Source organism: Microbacterium shaanxiense (assembly GCF_054779995.1).
The window spans coordinates 179,380-195,110 of record NZ_BAAGXE010000003.1; the positions used below are offsets into that span (position 1 = coordinate 179,380).

The following is a 15,731-nucleotide window of genomic DNA, read 5'->3' on the forward strand; positions in this document are numbered from 1 at the left end:
CCACGACTCACGCCGGGCTCACACGTCCTCGAGCTCCATCCGCTGACCGAGGATCGGCACCGCGGTCAGCAGCTCCTGGGTGTACGCCTCGGAAGGCGCGCTCAGCAGCGACTCGGTCTCGCCGCGCTCGACGATCCGACCGTCGCGCATCACGGCGATCTCGTCGCTGACGTAGCGCACGACCGCGAGGTTGTGCGAGATGAAGAGCATGGTCAGGCCCAACCGCTGCTGAAGCTCGCGCAGCAGATTCAGAACCGTCGACTGCACGGAGACATCCAGAGCGCTGGTGACCTCGTCGGCGATGAGGATCTCTGGATCGCCGGCGAGCGCCCTGGCGATCGTGATCCGCTGACGCTGTCCGCCAGAGAACGACTTCGGCAGCTCTCCCGCCCTGTCGGGGTCGAGATCGACCTGCCGCAGCAGCTCGGCGACGCGATCGCGGCGGGCCGGCCGGCTGAGCTCCCGGCCCGTCGCTCTCAGCCCTTCTGCGATGGACTCGCCGATCGGCATCCTCGGATCGAGAGCGGAGAACGGGTCCTGGAAGACCATCTGGATGCGGCGGCGAGCGGTCCTCGCCTCGCGCCGACGCCCGACCGAGCTCACGCCGTGCACGCGGATGTCGCCGGAGTGTATCGGCGCCAGCCCGACCGCGGCGTTGGCGATCGTTGACTTGCCAGACCCCGACTCCCCCACCAGCCCGAGGGTGCGGCCGGCCGGCACCTCGAGGGACACCCCCGACACGACCTCCCGCCGACCGTAGCGGACCTGCAGATCCTGGATCTCCAGTGCGTTCACGCCGTCACCTCCGCGTACTCGTTCGACTGGTCGCCGATGACGGGCAGCGGCCGCGTGCGATCCGAGTTCATGTCAGGCAGGCACGCGATCAACCCTCGCGTGTACGGATGGGTGGCCTGCTCCTTGATGCGCGCGGCATCCAGCTCCTCCACGATCTCGCCGTCCTTCATGACGACGACCCGATCGCAGAATCCCGACACGAGCGCGATGTCGTGCGAGATGAACACGATGCCGGCACCCGTCGCGCGCTGCGCACGGCGGAGCACACTGAGCACCTGACGCTGCACCGTGACATCCAGGGCGGTCGTCGGCTCGTCGGCGATGATCAGACGCGGGTGCCCCGTCAGAGCCATGCCGATCATCGCCCGCTGCCGCATGCCTCCGGAGAACTGGTGCGGGTAGTCGCCGAGTCGCTCGGACGGTTTCGGGATGCCGACCGCCTCGAGCCCGTCGACGGCACGAGCCCGCGCCTGCGCCCTGCTCATGCCCAGGTGCTGCTGAGGGACCTCGGTCAGCTGCCTTCCGATCGTGAGGGCGGGGTTGAGCGAGGTGAGCGGGTCCTGGAAGATGACGCCGAGCTCCACGCCGAGCCGCTTCCGGTCGGCTGCCGTGAGCTTCGCGGAGAGGTCGACGCCGTCGAACCGGCGCACCTCGGCCTCCACGATCGCGGGGGCGTCGAGGAGTCCTGCCAGAGCCATCGCGGTCAGCGACTTGCCTGAGCCCGACTCGCCGACGATCCCGACCACCTCGCCCGAGCGCACGTTGAGATCCACGCCGCGGACGCGCTCTACGGGACGGCCATCGCGATCGGGATAGGACACGTGCAGGTCCTTGACCTCGGCAAGAGGCGCGTCCTCGTCAGCCGGCGATCCCGGCACTGCGGCCGCGGATCGAGAGGCGACCCGTGCCATGGCGGCCACGCGGCTCGCCTTGGCGACGGCCCGCAGTCCCCCGCCCGGCTGCTCGGCGATGGCCTCGGCGACCATCGTGAACACGAGTCCGGAGAAGACGATCGCTATCCCGGGGCCGATCGCGGCCATCGGGTTGGTGTACAGGTGCCCGAGTCCTTCGTTGAGCAGTCGCCCCCAGTCGTACTCCGGCGCCTGCACACCGAGGCCCAGGAACGAGAGGCCCGCGAAGGCGAGCAGAGTGACGCTGGCGGATGCCGCGGACTGCACGAGCAGCGGGTTCGCGATGTTCGGTAGCACGTGCTTGAACAGGATGCCCACCGGCCCGACGCCGACGACCCGTGCCGCGCGCACGTAGTCCTGATCGGCGACGGAGGAGGCCATGTTGTACACCAGGCGCGTGATGCTCGGGATGCCGGCCAGCCCGATCGCCAGCATCGCTCCCGTCGCCGAGGCGTCCCAGATCACCGTGAAGAACAGCACCAGCAGCAGCCAGGGGAACGCCAGCAGCATGTCCATCACCCAGATCAGCGCCCGCCTGGCGTGCTTGGGCAGGATAGCGGCGGTGAGCCCGATGATGAGGCCGCCTCCGATGAGCATCGCCGTGGCGCCGAGCGTCAGCAGCAGGGACAGACGTGCCGCGACCATGACTCTGGCGAAGATGTCGCGTCCGATGTCATCGGTGCCGAACGGATGCTGCGCGCTCGCACCCGACCAGCGCTCGGCGATGTTGCGTTCGGTTGCCGCGGTCATCCACGCGTCGGGTCCGATGACCGCGATCACGAGCAGCACCGCGATGCCGATCATCGCGGCGATGCCCGGCGCACTGAGCCAGCGCGACCTGCGCCGCGTTCTCGTCGAGGCCGAACCGGTGGAACCGGCAGCCGGATTCCGGGGAATGATCGTCGCCATCTCCGCACTCACCCTTCTGCGATCGTGGTGCGCGGATCGATCGTGATGAGGATCAGATCGACGACGAGGTTCACGGCGAGGACCATGGCCGCGTAGACGAGCACCATGCCCTGCACCATCGGATAGTCCTTCGTCCCGACGGCGGAGACCAGTGTGCTGCCCGTTCCCGGGATCGCGAACACGGTCTCGATGATCACGGTGCCGGCGACGAGCCCGGACAGCAGGAGTCCTCCCACCGTCAGGGTCGCCGTGATGATGTTCGGCAGCGCATGGCGCAGCAGGATCAGTCGCTGCGGCAGGCGCTTGGCCCTGGCCGTGGCGATGTACGTCGAGTCGAGGACCTTGATCATCTCCACCTGCACGATCCGTGCGAGATACGCCATCGGACCGAGCGCGAGGCCGAGCACGGGGAGCACGGCGTTCTGCGCTGCACCCCATCCGGCGGGAGGGAACAGGCCCAGCCACATGCTGAACAGGGCGATCAGGCCGACCGAGAGCAGGAAGTCGGGCACCGCGATGAGGATGCCCAGCAGTCCGGAGACCCCGCTGTTGAGGGAACGACCGCGACCGGTGCGAGCCAGCAGCGCCGCCCCCATGCCGATCGGCAGCGCACCGATCACGGCGACGATGAATCCCAGGGCGGCGAGGCTCAGGGTCGTCGGGAAGCGCGATGCGATCGTGCCGGTGACCGAGAGACCCGACTGTATGGAGGTGCCGAGGTCGCCCTGCAGCAGCGCCGCGAGGTAGTCCATCAGCTGCTGCGGGATCGGCTTGTCCAGACCCAGCTCGGCCCTGGTGCTCTCGACCAGGCCGGCGGGGGCCGTGGGCCCCAGCGCCGCCCTGACCGGGTCGCCAGGCACGAAGTGGATGAGGAAGAAGGCGGCGAGGACCACGACCAGCAGACTGACGATCAACCGGCCGATCCGCCGGATGGCGAAGTCGGCGCGCGGCGAGCGCCGCTGCTGCATCTCTCGCAGTTGCAGCAGCCGGCCGGTGGCGGGTGCGCCCTGTCGGGGCTGTGTCGTGGTCATCGCCTGCCGCTCACTCGGTCATGCGGATCGTGACCGGCTGAAGGTAGTCGGTGATCTCGAACTCCGCACCGGACATGTAGGTCGGGCGGATCGTGCCGGTCAGCAGCAGCGTGTGGAACTTCTCCACCACCACCTTCTCCGCCTGCTCCCAGTATCCGCACGCCTCTTCGGCGTCGGATGCTGCGCGGGCCTGATCGGCGATCGCGTTGTACTCCTCGTCGTCGACGCCCATGAAGTTCAGGCCGCCCTCCTCGGGGAACGCGCCGCCGTAGAAGAGGTCCTGCGTGACGGGGCTTCCGACACCGATCTGGATCCAGCCCGTGTCGTAGTCGAAGGTCTCGTAGAGGTACTCCGACCAGCCTGCACCGTCCATCGCGATCAGTTCGGTCGTGATGCCCAGCTCTTCCCAGTCCTCGGCGACCAGCTCGGCAGCCGATGCGTGAGCGGTGGACGTGGCGTCGTAGATGAAGTTGATGGTCAGCGGTTCGCCGTCCTTGCTGCGCAGACCGTCCGAGCCCTCGGCCCATCCCGCCTCATCGAGGAGCTCGGCCGCGCGTTCCGGGTCGGACGCCGGGCGATCCCAGACCGGCTCCTCGTTGAAGCAGGTGAACGGGGAATCGGTGATCCATGAGGTGAGATCGACGGGACGCCCGCCGCTGACGACCTCGGCCGTGTCCTCGTGGTTGAAACCGAGGACCAGGGCCTCGCGGACCAGCGGGTCGTGCGTGGGACGATCAGGGCGTTCGTTGAAGAGCATCTGGCCGATGGGGTTGATGATCCCGGCGAATTCGTGACCGGCGCCTTCGATGCGGTCCTGATCCGGCCCCTCGACGGCAGCCGCGTTGAGCTCGCCGGAGAGCAGCAGGTTCGCACGGGTGGACGTGTCGGTCACGACGCTGACCTCGAGAGTGTCCGGCAGCCCCTCGGTCTCGGAGGTGACGTCGTCCGGCCCCCACGTGTAGTCGTCCCTGGCCTCGAAGACGTAGCGGTCCGCCTTCACGTCGGTGAGCTCGTAGAGGCCGGTGCCGTTCGAGCCCTCCTCGAGACTCGCCGGGTTCTCGAGCCCGGCTTCCGCGACCATCTTGATGCTGCCGATGATGCTCGCCATGAACGGGTCGGACGCTGTCGCCGCGACCTCGAGCGTCGAGCCGCTGCCGGTGGCCCGAAGGCCTTCGGGCAGGACGTCGGCGAGCACCGTGGTGTTCGCCGGGTCGGCGTGGAAGTTGATGTTCGCAGCGGCGACCTCAGCGGTGAACTCGGTGCCGTCGTGGAACGTGACGCCGTCCTTGAGCTCGAACGTCACGGACTTGCCGTCGTCGCCGAGCTCCCAGGACTCGGCGAGCCAGGGCGTCTCCTCGCCCTCCGCATCCGTGTAGATCAGGGTCTCGTACGCGTACGTGATGACCTGGATCTCCTGCGGCTGGGTGGCGCTCATCGGGATGATGCTGCCGACCTCGGGGAAGACCGCGTGCGTGAAGGTCCCGCCGGAGACGTAGTCTCCCTCCGGCGACCCTTGGCCGCCTGCGGAACCCGAGCATGACGCCAGTGTCATGGCGAGGACGACGAGTCCGGCTCCGGCCGGTACTGCGATACTGCGTTTCATTGCAATCTCCTCTTTCGGGTGATGTTCATCGGGTAGTGCTGGTGCAGGGCTGAGGTGTCAGCCGGAGACGGCTCCGGCTGTGAGTCGGGCGAGCGGGCCTGCGGCCTTCACGGACACGTTGACGGTCGGTTGCGCCGTGTAGGGCACGTGGGTCTCGAGGATCTCGACGATCGACACATCGAGCGGATCGGCTCCGGCCTGGATGGCCTTGGCGATCGCGGCCTCGGACGCCTGCTCGATCGCCGATTCGCGGTCCCCCATCGGCGCCATCTGATCCGCCCGCCCTCCGGCGAGCGAGATGGCCGCGCCCACGGCGTTCGCGACGCCGCCGTGATCAGGGCGCAGGATCTCACCGGCGCTGGGGAGCCGATCGGGAACGAGGAATCCGCCGCCGCCGACCACGACGAGAGGGATGTCGGCCCGCCCGAGCGAGAGCCGCTCGACGGCGGCATCCAGCCGGTCGGTGACCACCGCGAGCGCGTCTCTGAGGGCCGAGGCCGTCGCGGAGGGCAACGCCGGAAGCCGGCGTCCGGCCACGGGGCTGCCGGCGATCGCCGCGGCATCCGTCAGCGTCGGCGTCGAACCGCCGAACAGCAGACCCTCACGGTCGATCCGGTAGCCCACCGACTCCGGTCCGACCCGCCCGCTGACCACGTCGACCACCGTGCCGCCGCCGATGCCGACCGACAGCACGTCCGGCATCCGGAAGTTCGTGCGCACGCCGCCGATCTCACGGGGCAGCGTCGATTCGCGGGGGAATCCGCCGACGACGACGCCGAGATCGCTGGTCGTGCCGCCCACGTCGACGACGATCGCGTTGTCGTGCCCGGAGAGGTACGCCGCACCGCGGATGGAGTTCGCGGGCCCCGAGCCGATCGTCAGCACCGGGTACTGGGCGGCGTAGTCGAGCGACATGAGCGTGCCGTCGTTCTGGGCGAAGAACGTCTGCGCGTCCAGCCCCTCCTCGGCCACGACGGTGACGAGGGCGTCGGTGACGGCGAGCGCGACACTGTACAGCGCGGCGTTGAGAACCGTGGCGTTCTCCCGTTCGAGAAGTCCCGTCGGCCCGATGTCCTGGCTCAGGAACACACGGGTGTCCTGGCCGAGGTGGCCGCGCAGCAGCTCAGCGACCTCGAGCTCCTGCTCGGGAGAGGAGGGGCTGAAGATCCCCGCAACAGCGATCGCGTCGAAGGCGTCCAGGCCGTCGACGAATCGGCGGATGCCGTCGCGATCCAGCGGCGAGATCGGCGTGCCGTCGACCATGTGGCCGCCGCCGAGCATCGCGGAGCCGGCGAGCACGATCCCCGCGAGGTCCTGCGGCCAGCCGGTGAGCGGCGGGAACTCCGTCGCGGCCGGCGCGCCGAGCCGGATCATCGCGACCCTGTCCAGCCCTCGTCGTTGGACGATCGCGTTCGTGGCGTGCGTGGTCCCGAGCATCACGCGGGAGACACGGCTGCGGTCGGGACCGATCGAGGCCAGCACGTCGGCGATGCCCGCACGGATGCCGCCGGTGACGTCATCCGTCGTCGGCCGCTTCGTGTGGGCGATGACGGTGCCGAGGCCGTCGAGGATGACGGCGTCTGTGTTGGTTCCGCCGACATCGACGCCGAGTGCGAGGTCACGGGCGGTCATCGGGCTGCTCCTTCGAAAGGGATGTAGGGGAGGTCGTAGCCGAATGCTGCGGGACCGGCGAGTTCGAGGCCGCGCGGTGTGCGCCACACCGGATCGCACGGCCACGCGAGCACCGAGACCCGCTGACCGAAGCGGAGCATCTCGGTCGTGATCGCGTGCCCGGTCTCCGTGTCGATGATGGTGATGAGATCCGGCACGCTGACGAGCACCTCGCCGTCCTCCAGGACCAGCAGGTTCTCGTTCTGCAGCTCCAGTCGCTGCAGTCGGCCGCGGTCCTCTCCGATGCCGGAGATCGTGACCGATCCGCGGACGAAGCCGCCGACGGTGCGACGATCGAGATCCGTGATCTTCCCGCTCATCAGCACCCTGGCATCGAGCTCGGCGGCGATGGCCGACACGGGGTCGGACGCGTTCAGGAGCGCATGCCCCACCCTGATCGCGGCACTCACAGTGCCTTCGATCACAGCACCGCGCACGGTCTCCGCCGTCATCGGGTAGTGGGCTCCGATGCAGATCGATCCGCTCGCCACCGTGAGCGCCCTCGCGTGGCGCTCGAGCCAGTGCAGGTCGACGGTCTTCATGACCGTGATGTTGCCGACGACGTCGCTCTGCACCGCCCAGTCGCAGTGCACGCCCGCGGCGTTCATCGCCACCATCGCCGCATCGGGGAACGCGCGGCCCATGCCGTCGGCATCCAGCACCTGCAGCCCCAGCTGGGCCGCCCAGCCGATCGGACGGACGCCGTTGCTGCCGCCGATCTCGGCTGCCATGAGCGTTGTGACCGGACGACCGAGAAGGCGCTCCGCCTCCTCGAGGAGGGCGTGGATCTGCCCCTTGGACGACAGCATCTCGATGCCGACGGTCGGCGCCCCGATGCCGGACATGAGCATCACGACGTCGTCGGGTCCGAGCTCGTCCACGCTCACCAGACGGACGGGTCCGTGCGTGGTGAGCTCGCGTTCGACCATGGTCTGCGCGCCGTACACCTCGCCGCCTCCGCCGGTGCCGAAGATCGCGGTGCCGATGCCGAGGGCGGCGATGTCGTCCGCGGTGACCTCGGTGATGCGTTCCGCGACGTGCGAAGCGGGGGATGTCTGAGCCATGTCCCCACCGTACGGAGGGCGTTGCGGGTCGACAATGTCTTGAGCATCCAGTGATTCCTGTCAGACTGTGGCGATGGCACAGTACTCGATCGAAGACCTTCGAACGGACGCCGAGCGCCTGGGGCTCAGCCATCGAGCCGGCCCCGCCGACGACCGCGCGATCGAACGCGTGGACCTCATCGCCGTGGATGCGCTGGGGACCGTCGCGGCCGGGACGCTCGTCATCATCACCGGCGAGGAGCAGCCCCCTCCGTTCCGCATCGACGTCGCGCTGCGCCAGGCGAGCGCCAGGCGTCTCGCCGGTGTCGTCTTCGCCTCCGATCTCGTCCTGCCCGAGACGGCCGCCGTCCTCGCCGGCCGGGCGGGCGTCCCGGTCTTCGCGGCTCCGGGTATGAAGCCCGCCGACCTCGCCAAGGCGATCGACAGGGCGATCGCGGGCGGCGCATCCGAGGCGATGATGCGCGGAGCGCTGGCCGTGGAGCGGGCCACGGCGGTCGCGGCATCCGGCGACGCCACGATCGAGACGATCCTCGAGGCGGCATCGGCGGCCCTCGGCATCCGCGTCGAACTCGTCGAGGACGCTTCCGCCTCGTGGTCCGAGAGCGATGCCGTGTGCATCGGCGAGGTGCCGATCGGTCGGGTCGTCGCGTCGTCTCCGGATGCCGCGACAGGGGTCGCTGTGCCCGTGATCGCTGCGCTGCTGTCGCGCGCGGTGCAGCGCAGCACCCGTGACCGCTACGCCTCCACCCAGTCCCGCGCCGACCTGCTGATCGAACTGGTCCTGGCGGAATCGTCCCGTGTCGAGGGGTTCGTCGGGCAGGCGGCACGGCTGGGGCTGCCGCTGCAGCAGTCGCACGTCGCCGCCTGGCTGGCGCCGACCAGCGCAGCGGATCCGCACGCCCGCGCGCCGCGGACCGTGCAGCCGGCGCTCGAGCTCTTCGCACTGCAGCTCGTCGAATCGCGCGAGGAGATGTGGCACCTCGCCTTCCTGCAGGACGACCTCATGCTCGTGTGCACCGAGGAGCACGGCGCCCCCGATCATCAGCGGCGCGTACGCGAGGTGGCCATGCGCATCCAGGAGCAGGCGCATCTGCTCAGCGGGCCGGGGTGGGCGTACACGCTGGGCCTCGGCACGCCGCAACTCGGCGCGATCGGGGTGCGACAGTCGGCCGCGGAGGCCCGGATCGCCGCGGAATCGGCGATCGCGGCCGGACGCCTGGGCGGGGTGGAGCTCACGGACGTCACCGGACTGCGACGCGTGCTGCTGGACGTGTACGCGTCTCCGATCAGCAGGGATCTGCTGCACGACATCCTCCGCCCGCTCGACGCGCTCGGCCAGGAGCGCGCACTCACGGCCGTGCGCACGCTGCTGTCGTATCTCGCGCATGACAGCTCGCTCGTGCATGCAGGCCAGGAGCTCATGCTGCATCCGAACGGCGTCGGCTACCGGATGCGGCAGATCCGGGAGCGGCTCGACGTCGACCTGGACGATCCTGATGTGCGCTTCGCCGTCGAGCTGGCGTGCCGCGTGCGGCTGCTCGCCGCGGTGCCCCGGTGAACGGAGCGGGAACGCGTCACGGCACGCGCATGGGTCCGCCGACCAGTGCCAGCATCAGGACATGTGCCGTTCGCCCATGATCCGGCCCCATCGGAGTCGGTAGCGTGACCGGCATGGCAGAAGATGCGACCGCTTCGGCGACGTTCCAGCCGCTGCGCGGCATCCGCGTCATCGACTTCACCCGGCTGCTCGCCGGCCCCTACGCGACCATGACGCTCGCGGAGCTCGGCGCCGACGTGATCAAGATCGAGAAGCCGGATGCCGGGGACGACACCCGCGCATGGGGTCCGCCCTTCGTGGGCGAGGACAGCGCCTACTTCCACGCGATCAACCGCGGCAAGCGCAGCGTCGCGCTCGATCTCACCGTCGACGGGGATCGGGAGAAGGCGATCGCGCTGATCGCCGACGCCGATGTCGTCGTCGAGAGCTTCCGCCCCGGTGTGGCGGAGCGACTCGGCGTCGGGCCCGACGCGCTGACCGAGCGCTTCCCCGATCTGATCTATGCGTCGATCAGCGGCTTCTCCCCCGCAGGCCCCATGTGGGCGGAGCCGGGGACGGCGGTGACCGTCGAAGCCGAGTCCGGTCTCATGCAATTGACCGGATACGAGGACAGCGGGCCCGTGCGCTCCGGCGTCGCCATGGTCGACATCGCCACCGGCATGTCGATGATCAACGGCGTGCTCGCAGCGCTCCTGGAGCGCACCCGTACCGGCCGAGGGCGCCGTATCGAGGTCTCGCTGTTCGCGACGGCGCTGTCGTCGCTCGGCACCGTGATCGCGAGCGCCTCGGCGGGCGGACCGGCGCCTCGGCCTCTGGGCAGCGGGCACCCGTCGATCGTGCCGTACCGCGCCTTCGCCGCCGCCGACGGCCATGCCGTGCTCGGAGCGACCAACGATCCCATGTTCGCCCGCCTCGCCACTGCACTGGACATGGAGGACGAACTCGGCCGCGAGCAGTGGCGGCGCAATGAGGGGCGAGTGCGTGACCGCGACGCGCTCGAGGCCGTGCTCGCTGAGCGCCTGGCGCGTCTCACGGTCGACGAGATCGCCGAGCGTCTGCAACGGCACCGCGTGCTGATCGCCCGCGTGCGCCGTGCGGATGAGGCGGCCATCGGCGCCCAGGCCACCGCGATGGGCATGATGATCGAGGAGGACGGGGTGCTCATCGCCCGCTCCGCTCTCGGCACGAACAGCACCGCGACGCTCGGCCGCGCACCGCGGCTCGGCGAGCACAACGCGGAGCTCCTCGGCTGACTCCGCGAGGCTGGCTCCCGCGCGTGGTCCAGCATCCGCGTGATCCAGCATCCGCGCCCCCGTTTCTCGTCCGCGCCCCCTGTTATCCACGCATCCCAGAGGGGGCGTGGACGACGGGAGGGGGCGTCGACGACAGGAGGTCGGGGACGGGGAGCGCGTCCCGCTCACCTCAGCGTGCGAACACCCGCTCCCCACGGATCCACGTCTCCGCGACGCGCACGTCGGAGATCTCCTCGGCCGGCACGGTGAACACGTCGCGATCGAGCACGGCGAAGCTACCGTCGAACCCGGGCGTGATCTCCCCCACCTTCTCGAGCGGCGACAGCATCCGCGCCCTGCCGGTGTACAGCATCAGCGCCTGTGCGACCGTGATCGCCGCCGCCGCGCCGAAGTCGACGCCGTTGTAGGTGCGCCGGCGCACCGCGGCCTCCACCGAGAGCATGACGTCGTCCGCTCCGCTCCATGCCGTGGCCGGCCGATCCGACGACAGCGCGAGCGCCTCGACGCCGGCGTACAGCCGCGCGATGGGATAGGCATCAGGAACCTGCTCGGCGCGCAGCGCCTTCTCGTAGCCGTCGTACTCGGCGAAGAAGAACACCGTGTGCGTGGCGATGCCGAAGCTCATGCGGGCGTCGCGAAGCCTGCGAACGTAGTCGTCGCTCACGATCGTCGCGTGCTCGATGCGCACGGAGGGGATGCCGGTGAGCCAGGGCTCGTCGTCGGCGAACAGCTCGACGACACGGTCGAGCGCCTGATCGCCCATCGCGTGCACGGCCAGCTGCACGCCGTTGCGACGCGCCCAGTCCGCCGCCGCACGCACGTCTTCGTCTGCGACCAGGCGCAGGCCGTGATCGCACGAGTCAGGGTAGGGCTCATGCACCCATGCCGTGCGGTTCGAGTACGCCCCGTCGAGCACGACCTTGACACCGGCGATGCGGATCCGTCCGTCGCGGTCGTCGTCGCCGAGATCGGCGAGAGGCTGCTCCGGATCCCACCCCGGGTACAGGGCGACCCTGAGCCCGAGGCCGCGCTCGGCCGCGGCGCGGAACGTGGCGAGCGGGTCGGCGAGACGGCTGGAGAGCAGATCGCATACGGCGACGATGCCGCGCGATGCCAGCTCCTCGCCGAGCGCGATCAGCGCATCGATCTGCTCGTCCCGGCTCGGAGCGGGGATGAACGCCGCCACATGCCCCACGGCCGCGATCTCGGTGAGCACACCGTCGGGAGATCCGTCAGGATGGCGCTCGAACCGCGCCCCGACGGGGTCCGGTGTGTCCGCCGTGATGCCCGCGACCTCGAGGGCCTTCGAGTTGCACACCGCGGAGTGCGCGTCGCAGCGCCAGACCAGGACGGGTCGGTCGGTCGACACCCTGTCGAGGTCGGCGGCCGTCGGCATGCGCTGATCGGGGAACTTCGTGTCGTCGAAGCCGCGGCCCAGGATCCACGCGCCCTCAGCGGTCACGGTCTGCGCGTGCGCGCGCATGACGTCGACCAGTCCGTCGACTGAGGTCACCGCCGGCGGGAAGCACTCGGCCGCCGCGGCGGTGCCCGCCATCAGCGCAGGGTGGGTGTGACTGTCGATGAGGCCGGGGAGCACGGTGCGACCGCCGAGGTCGACGGCATCCTGCCCTTCGATCTCGGCGGCATCCCCTACCCACTCGAAGACGCCGTCCCTGATGCGGAAGGCCGAGGAGAAGTCGTCCTCCCCCGTTCCTGTGAACACCTTCGCGTTCGTGAAGAGCTGCTCCATCGTCATCCGTCCTTCAGATCGTGCGCCAAGTGAAACGTCCGCCCAGCAGCGTGGCAGCGACCGGCATGTCGCGCAGCTCGTCACGACCTGCCGCGTACGGGTCGAGATCGGTGATCACGAGATCGGCGGGCTGCCCGACCTCGAGCGTCGAGCGCGCGGATGCCGCGAGCGCGACGTCCATCGGTACCTGCTGCTCCGGGTGCCACGCTTCGCGCTCGCCCCTGCTGCGCGCGGTGGCCGCACTGATCGAGATCCATGGATCCAGGGGTGCGACAGGGGCGTCCGAGCCGAGCCGCAGCTCGGCTCCGGCGCGGTGCAGCGAGCCGAACGCGAACGCGCGGTCGGTGCGACCCGCCCAGTGATGATCGGCGACGTCGCGGTCGTCCATGGCGTGCTCCGGCTGCACGCTCGCGACGAGGCCCAGCTCGGCGAAGCGCGCGAAGTCGTCCTCACGCACCAGCTGGGCGTGCTCGATCACCCCCGGCATGCCGAGCGCGGCGAACGTGTCCAGCACCTCGCTGTTCGCCCGGTCGCCGATCGCGTGGACGGCGGCGTCGATCCCGGCATCGCGCGCACGCTCGAGCAGTGCCCGCAGCTCGGAGATCGGCACGCTCTCCATGCCGCATGCGAGCGGATGCGACGGGTCCATGCCCGGGTACGGATCCCAGCACCACGCGGTGCGCGTGTTGAGCGATCCGTCGACGACGACCTTGAGCCGGCCGAAGCGCACCAGGCCCTGAGCGTCGATCGGGTCGCCAGTGCGCCAGCCGTCCGTGATGACCTGTTCGAGCCGGTCGGGCCAGACGGCCGCCTCCACCCGCAGGCTGGTGATCCCGCCCTCCACGCGCGCGCGCCATCCGGTGACGTTGTCGGCGCTCTCGAACTCGACGACCCCGACGACGCCGCGGGATGCAGCGGCATCCGCCGCTTCGCGGTACACGGACAGCGGCAGGGCATCGGTCTGGTCGAGCGAGTGATGCAGCTCGATCCACGGTCCTTCCCGCAGCAGGCCGGTCTCGTCCAACTCGACGCCCAGCCGCGCCGCGGCGGCGCGGTTCATCCAGCCGCAGTGCAGGTCGCCGCTGACGAGGATGACCGGCACTTCCGGAATCGCCGCCTCGATCGCGGCGAGGGACGCGGGCTCGTCCCACAGCCCGTCGCGGAAGCCGTAGCCCATGAGCATGCCGTTCAGCAGCGGGTGGCCAGTGTCGAGCGCCCGGCGCGCCGTGGCGAGGACGTCTTCCGCACTGGTCGTGCCGGTGAGATCGACCCGGCTGCGCCGGATCACATGCTGGGTGAAGTGCACGTGCGAATCCCACATGCCCGGCCCGATCCAGCGTCCGGACACGTCGACGATCTCACCCTCGGCGGCGGCGCCCTCTCCGGAGAGCGTGCCCGCGGCGGCGATCTCCGCGATCAGACCGTCACGGACGACGATGTCGACGGGATCCCCGCCGAAGGCGCGTGCACCGAGGAGGGTGAGTGACATGGTTCTCCGATTCTGGGCGATCAGGCGGGTTCGATCAGGCGACGGGCACGGGAGCGGTGGTGAACCCGAACAGATCCTTCGGATCCTCCGGCGCGGCCACGAGATCGATCTCGTGAGCGAGCGATGTACCCGCGACACTCTCTCGCAGATACCGCAGCGCGGAGAAATCCTCGATCGCGAAGCCGACGGAGTCGAAGATGGTGACCTGCTCGGGTGAGGTGCGCCCGGCCGCCGTGCCGCCGAGCACCTTCCAGAACTCGGTCACGGGGAAGTCGGCGGCGACGTTCTGGATCTCACCCTCGATCCTGGTCTGCGGCGGGTACTCGACGAACACGGGCCCCCGCTCGAGGATGCGCGGGTCGAGCTCGGTCTTGCCGGGGCAGTCTCCCCCGATCGTGTTGATGTGCATGCCGGGCGCGACATCGGCGTCTGTCAGCACTTGCGCCACGGCCTTGTCGGCCGTGCAGGTGGTGACGATGTCAGCACCTGCCGCCGCCTCGGATGCCGAGGAGCACACCGTGATGTCGAAGCCTCGTGAGCCCAGATTGCGGACGAATTTGGCGGTCGCAGCGGGGTCGACGTCGAAGATGCGCAGTCGCTCGATGCCCAGCACCGCGCGGAACGCCATCGCCTGGAACTCGGCCTGGCTGCCCGCGCCGATCATCGCCATCACCTGCGAGTCCTCCCTGGCGAGGTGGCGGGCGACCATCGCCGAGGTCGCCGCAGTGCGCAGCGCCGTCAGAACGGTCATCTCGGCGAGGAACACCGGGTACCCGTTGTGCACGTCGGCGAGCACGCCGAACGCCGTGACCGTCTGGTAACCGCGCGCCGGGTTGAACGGGTGCCCGTTGACATACTTGAACGCGTAGAGGTCCGGGTCGCTGATCGGCATCAGCTCGATCACGCCGAACGGCGTGTGGCTGGCCACCCTGGCCGACTTGTCGAACGACTCCCATCGGCGGAAGTCCTCCTCGACGGCATCCGCCATGCCGGCCATGATCTCGGCCGCGCCGTGCTGAGCGATCCAGCGCACCATGTCGGCGACGCCGACGAACGCGGTCACGCCTGCACCTCCTGGTGAACGGCGGCCATGCGGGCCGCGAGGGCGGGGTTGCGGTACGGTCCCGGTTCGCCGAGCGCGTCGATCACGCGGCTGACGACCTCTGCGGGCTTGTCCTGGCTCATCTTGTCCTTCGCTTCGAAGCGGGTGACCCTCATGCGGAAACCGACGGTGCCGTGCACGATGCGTGCCGCGTAGTCGGCGTTCTCCAGAGTCCTGTTCATCAGATACGGCTCAGGCAGCGGATCCTCGAAATGCTCGACGAGACGCTCCAGCACGCGCAGGTTCTCCTCATCGGAGAGGACCTCCGGCGTGCCGTACAGGTGCGCGACCACGAAGTTCCAGGTCGGCACGGCAGGTGATGCGTCGTACCAGCTCGGCGAGACGTACCCCTGGGGACCGTAGATGATCACCATCGCCTCATGTCCGCCGAGCTCGTGCAGCCGCTCGTCTGGGCGGCCGACGTGGCTGAGCAGCACGATGCCGTCGGCCTCGTCGTCGAGCAGGATCGGGTAGTGCGAGGCGATGAGGCCCCTGCCCGGCACGAAGCTGACGATGCTCGCCCACGGGTTCTCACGGATGAGCTCGCGGATCGCCTCGACGTCGTCGAGCGCGTAGTCGGGGTTGGGCCTCATCG

The 15,731-nt window shown here is 69.6% G+C and carries 12 protein-coding genes; 2 read left to right on the forward strand and 10 right to left on the reverse strand.

All coding sequences use genetic code 11. From position 1 onward, the window contains the following. Nucleotides 1-18: 18 nt before the first annotated feature. From ACYVG2_RS10465 to ACYVG2_RS10490, 6 genes are read right to left on the reverse strand one after another with little or no spacing between them, the layout of a single operon-like run. Complete coding sequence (locus ACYVG2_RS10465) at nt 19-795, reverse strand: ABC transporter ATP-binding protein (protein WP_460780912.1); 777 nt, start codon at nt 793-795, stop codon at nt 19-21. Continuing rightward, entirely contained in the window at nt 792-2,615 is a 1,824-nt protein-coding gene (locus ACYVG2_RS10470) for a dipeptide/oligopeptide/nickel ABC transporter permease/ATP-binding protein (protein WP_460780913.1), read from the reverse strand. The genes ACYVG2_RS10465 and ACYVG2_RS10470 overlap by 4 nt, the downstream gene beginning before the upstream one ends. A gap of 8 nt (nt 2,616-2,623) precedes the next feature. Beyond that, a complete protein-coding gene (locus ACYVG2_RS10475) occupies nt 2,624-3,646 on the reverse strand; it encodes an ABC transporter permease (protein WP_448967322.1) in 1,023 nt (340 codons plus the stop codon). A 10-nt stretch (nt 3,647-3,656) separates the two neighbouring features. Then, the gene (locus tag ACYVG2_RS10480; RefSeq protein ID WP_460780914.1) at nt 3,657-5,249 is read right to left on the reverse strand and encodes an ABC transporter substrate-binding protein; all 1,593 of its coding nucleotides are present in this window, start codon (nt 5,247-5,249) and stop codon (nt 3,657-3,659) included. 57 nt (nt 5,250-5,306) lie between these two features. After that, entirely contained in the window at nt 5,307-6,881 is a 1,575-nt protein-coding gene (locus ACYVG2_RS10485; protein WP_460780915.1) for a hydantoinase/oxoprolinase N-terminal domain-containing protein, read from the reverse strand. Then, a complete protein-coding gene (locus ACYVG2_RS10490; RefSeq protein ID WP_448967325.1) occupies nt 6,878-7,984 on the reverse strand; it encodes a DUF917 domain-containing protein in 1,107 nt (368 codons plus the stop codon). The genes ACYVG2_RS10485 and ACYVG2_RS10490 overlap by 4 nt, the downstream gene beginning before the upstream one ends. Before the next feature lie 73 nt (nt 7,985-8,057). Here ACYVG2_RS10490 and ACYVG2_RS10495 point away from each other — a divergent pair, with 73 nt between their 5' ends. Together ACYVG2_RS10495 and ACYVG2_RS10500 are read left to right on the forward strand one after the other, a co-directional pair. Then, nucleotides 8,058-9,542, forward strand: a complete 1,485-nt coding sequence (locus ACYVG2_RS10495; protein WP_448967326.1) for a PucR family transcriptional regulator — start codon at nt 8,058-8,060, stop codon at nt 9,540-9,542. Nucleotides 9,543-9,655: 113 nt separating this feature from the next. After that, the gene (locus ACYVG2_RS10500; RefSeq protein WP_460780916.1) at nt 9,656-10,795 is read left to right on the forward strand and encodes a CaiB/BaiF CoA transferase family protein; all 1,140 of its coding nucleotides are present in this window, start codon (nt 9,656-9,658) and stop codon (nt 10,793-10,795) included. A gap of 169 nt (nt 10,796-10,964) precedes the next feature. On the opposite strand, the gene ACYVG2_RS10505 is transcribed toward ACYVG2_RS10500, so the two are convergent. The 4 genes from ACYVG2_RS10505 to ACYVG2_RS10520 are packed head-to-tail and all read right to left on the reverse strand — an operon-like array spanning nt 10,965 to nt 15,729. Beyond that, complete coding sequence (locus tag ACYVG2_RS10505) at nt 10,965-12,551, reverse strand: amidohydrolase (protein WP_460780917.1); 1,587 nt, start codon at nt 12,549-12,551, stop codon at nt 10,965-10,967. Between the two features lie 7 nt (nt 12,552-12,558). Then, nucleotides 12,559-14,034 carry an amidohydrolase gene (locus ACYVG2_RS10510; protein ID WP_460780918.1) on the reverse strand — a complete coding sequence of 492 codons (1,476 nt, stop codon included), beginning with the start codon at nt 14,032-14,034 and terminating at the stop codon, nt 12,559-12,561. Between the two features lie 34 nt (nt 14,035-14,068). After that, nucleotides 14,069-15,097 carry an ornithine cyclodeaminase gene (locus ACYVG2_RS10515; RefSeq protein WP_460780919.1) on the reverse strand — a complete coding sequence of 343 codons (1,029 nt, stop codon included), beginning with the start codon at nt 15,095-15,097 and terminating at the stop codon, nt 14,069-14,071. Then, nucleotides 15,094-15,729: an FMN-binding negative transcriptional regulator gene (locus tag ACYVG2_RS10520; RefSeq protein WP_460780920.1), complete on the reverse strand. Its 636-nt coding sequence runs from the start codon at nt 15,727-15,729 to the stop codon at nt 15,094-15,096. Before ACYVG2_RS10520 ends, ACYVG2_RS10515 begins: the two co-directional genes overlap by 4 nt. Nucleotides 15,730-15,731: the final 2 nt, after the last annotated feature.

Excerpts from the sequence above, each read along its gene's own strand:
- ACYVG2_RS10470 (WP_460780913.1), bottom strand. The coding sequence starts at position 2,615 with ATGGCGACGATCATTCCCCGGAATCCGGCTGCCGGTTCCACCGGTTCG.
- ACYVG2_RS10475 (WP_448967322.1), bottom strand. The coding sequence starts at position 3,646 with ATGACCACGACACAGCCCCGACAGGGCGCACCCGCCACCGGCCGGCTG.
- ACYVG2_RS10480 (WP_460780914.1), bottom strand. The coding sequence starts at position 5,249 with ATGAAACGCAGTATCGCAGTACCGGCCGGAGCCGGACTCGTCGTCCTC.
- ACYVG2_RS10485 (WP_460780915.1), bottom strand. The coding sequence starts at position 6,881 with ATGACCGCCCGTGACCTCGCACTCGGCGTCGATGTCGGCGGAACCAAC.
- ACYVG2_RS10490 (WP_448967325.1), bottom strand. The coding sequence starts at position 7,984 with ATGGCTCAGACATCCCCCGCTTCGCACGTCGCGGAACGCATCACCGAG.
- ACYVG2_RS10495 (WP_448967326.1), top strand. The coding sequence starts at position 8,058 with ATGGCACAGTACTCGATCGAAGACCTTCGAACGGACGCCGAGCGCCTG.
- ACYVG2_RS10500 (WP_460780916.1), top strand. The coding sequence starts at position 9,656 with ATGGCAGAAGATGCGACCGCTTCGGCGACGTTCCAGCCGCTGCGCGGC.
- ACYVG2_RS10505 (WP_460780917.1), bottom strand. The coding sequence starts at position 12,551 with ATGACGATGGAGCAGCTCTTCACGAACGCGAAGGTGTTCACAGGAACG.
- ACYVG2_RS10510 (WP_460780918.1), bottom strand. The coding sequence starts at position 14,034 with ATGTCACTCACCCTCCTCGGTGCACGCGCCTTCGGCGGGGATCCCGTC.
- ACYVG2_RS10520 (WP_460780920.1), bottom strand. The coding sequence starts at position 15,729 with ATGAGGCCCAACCCCGACTACGCGCTCGACGACGTCGAGGCGATCCGC.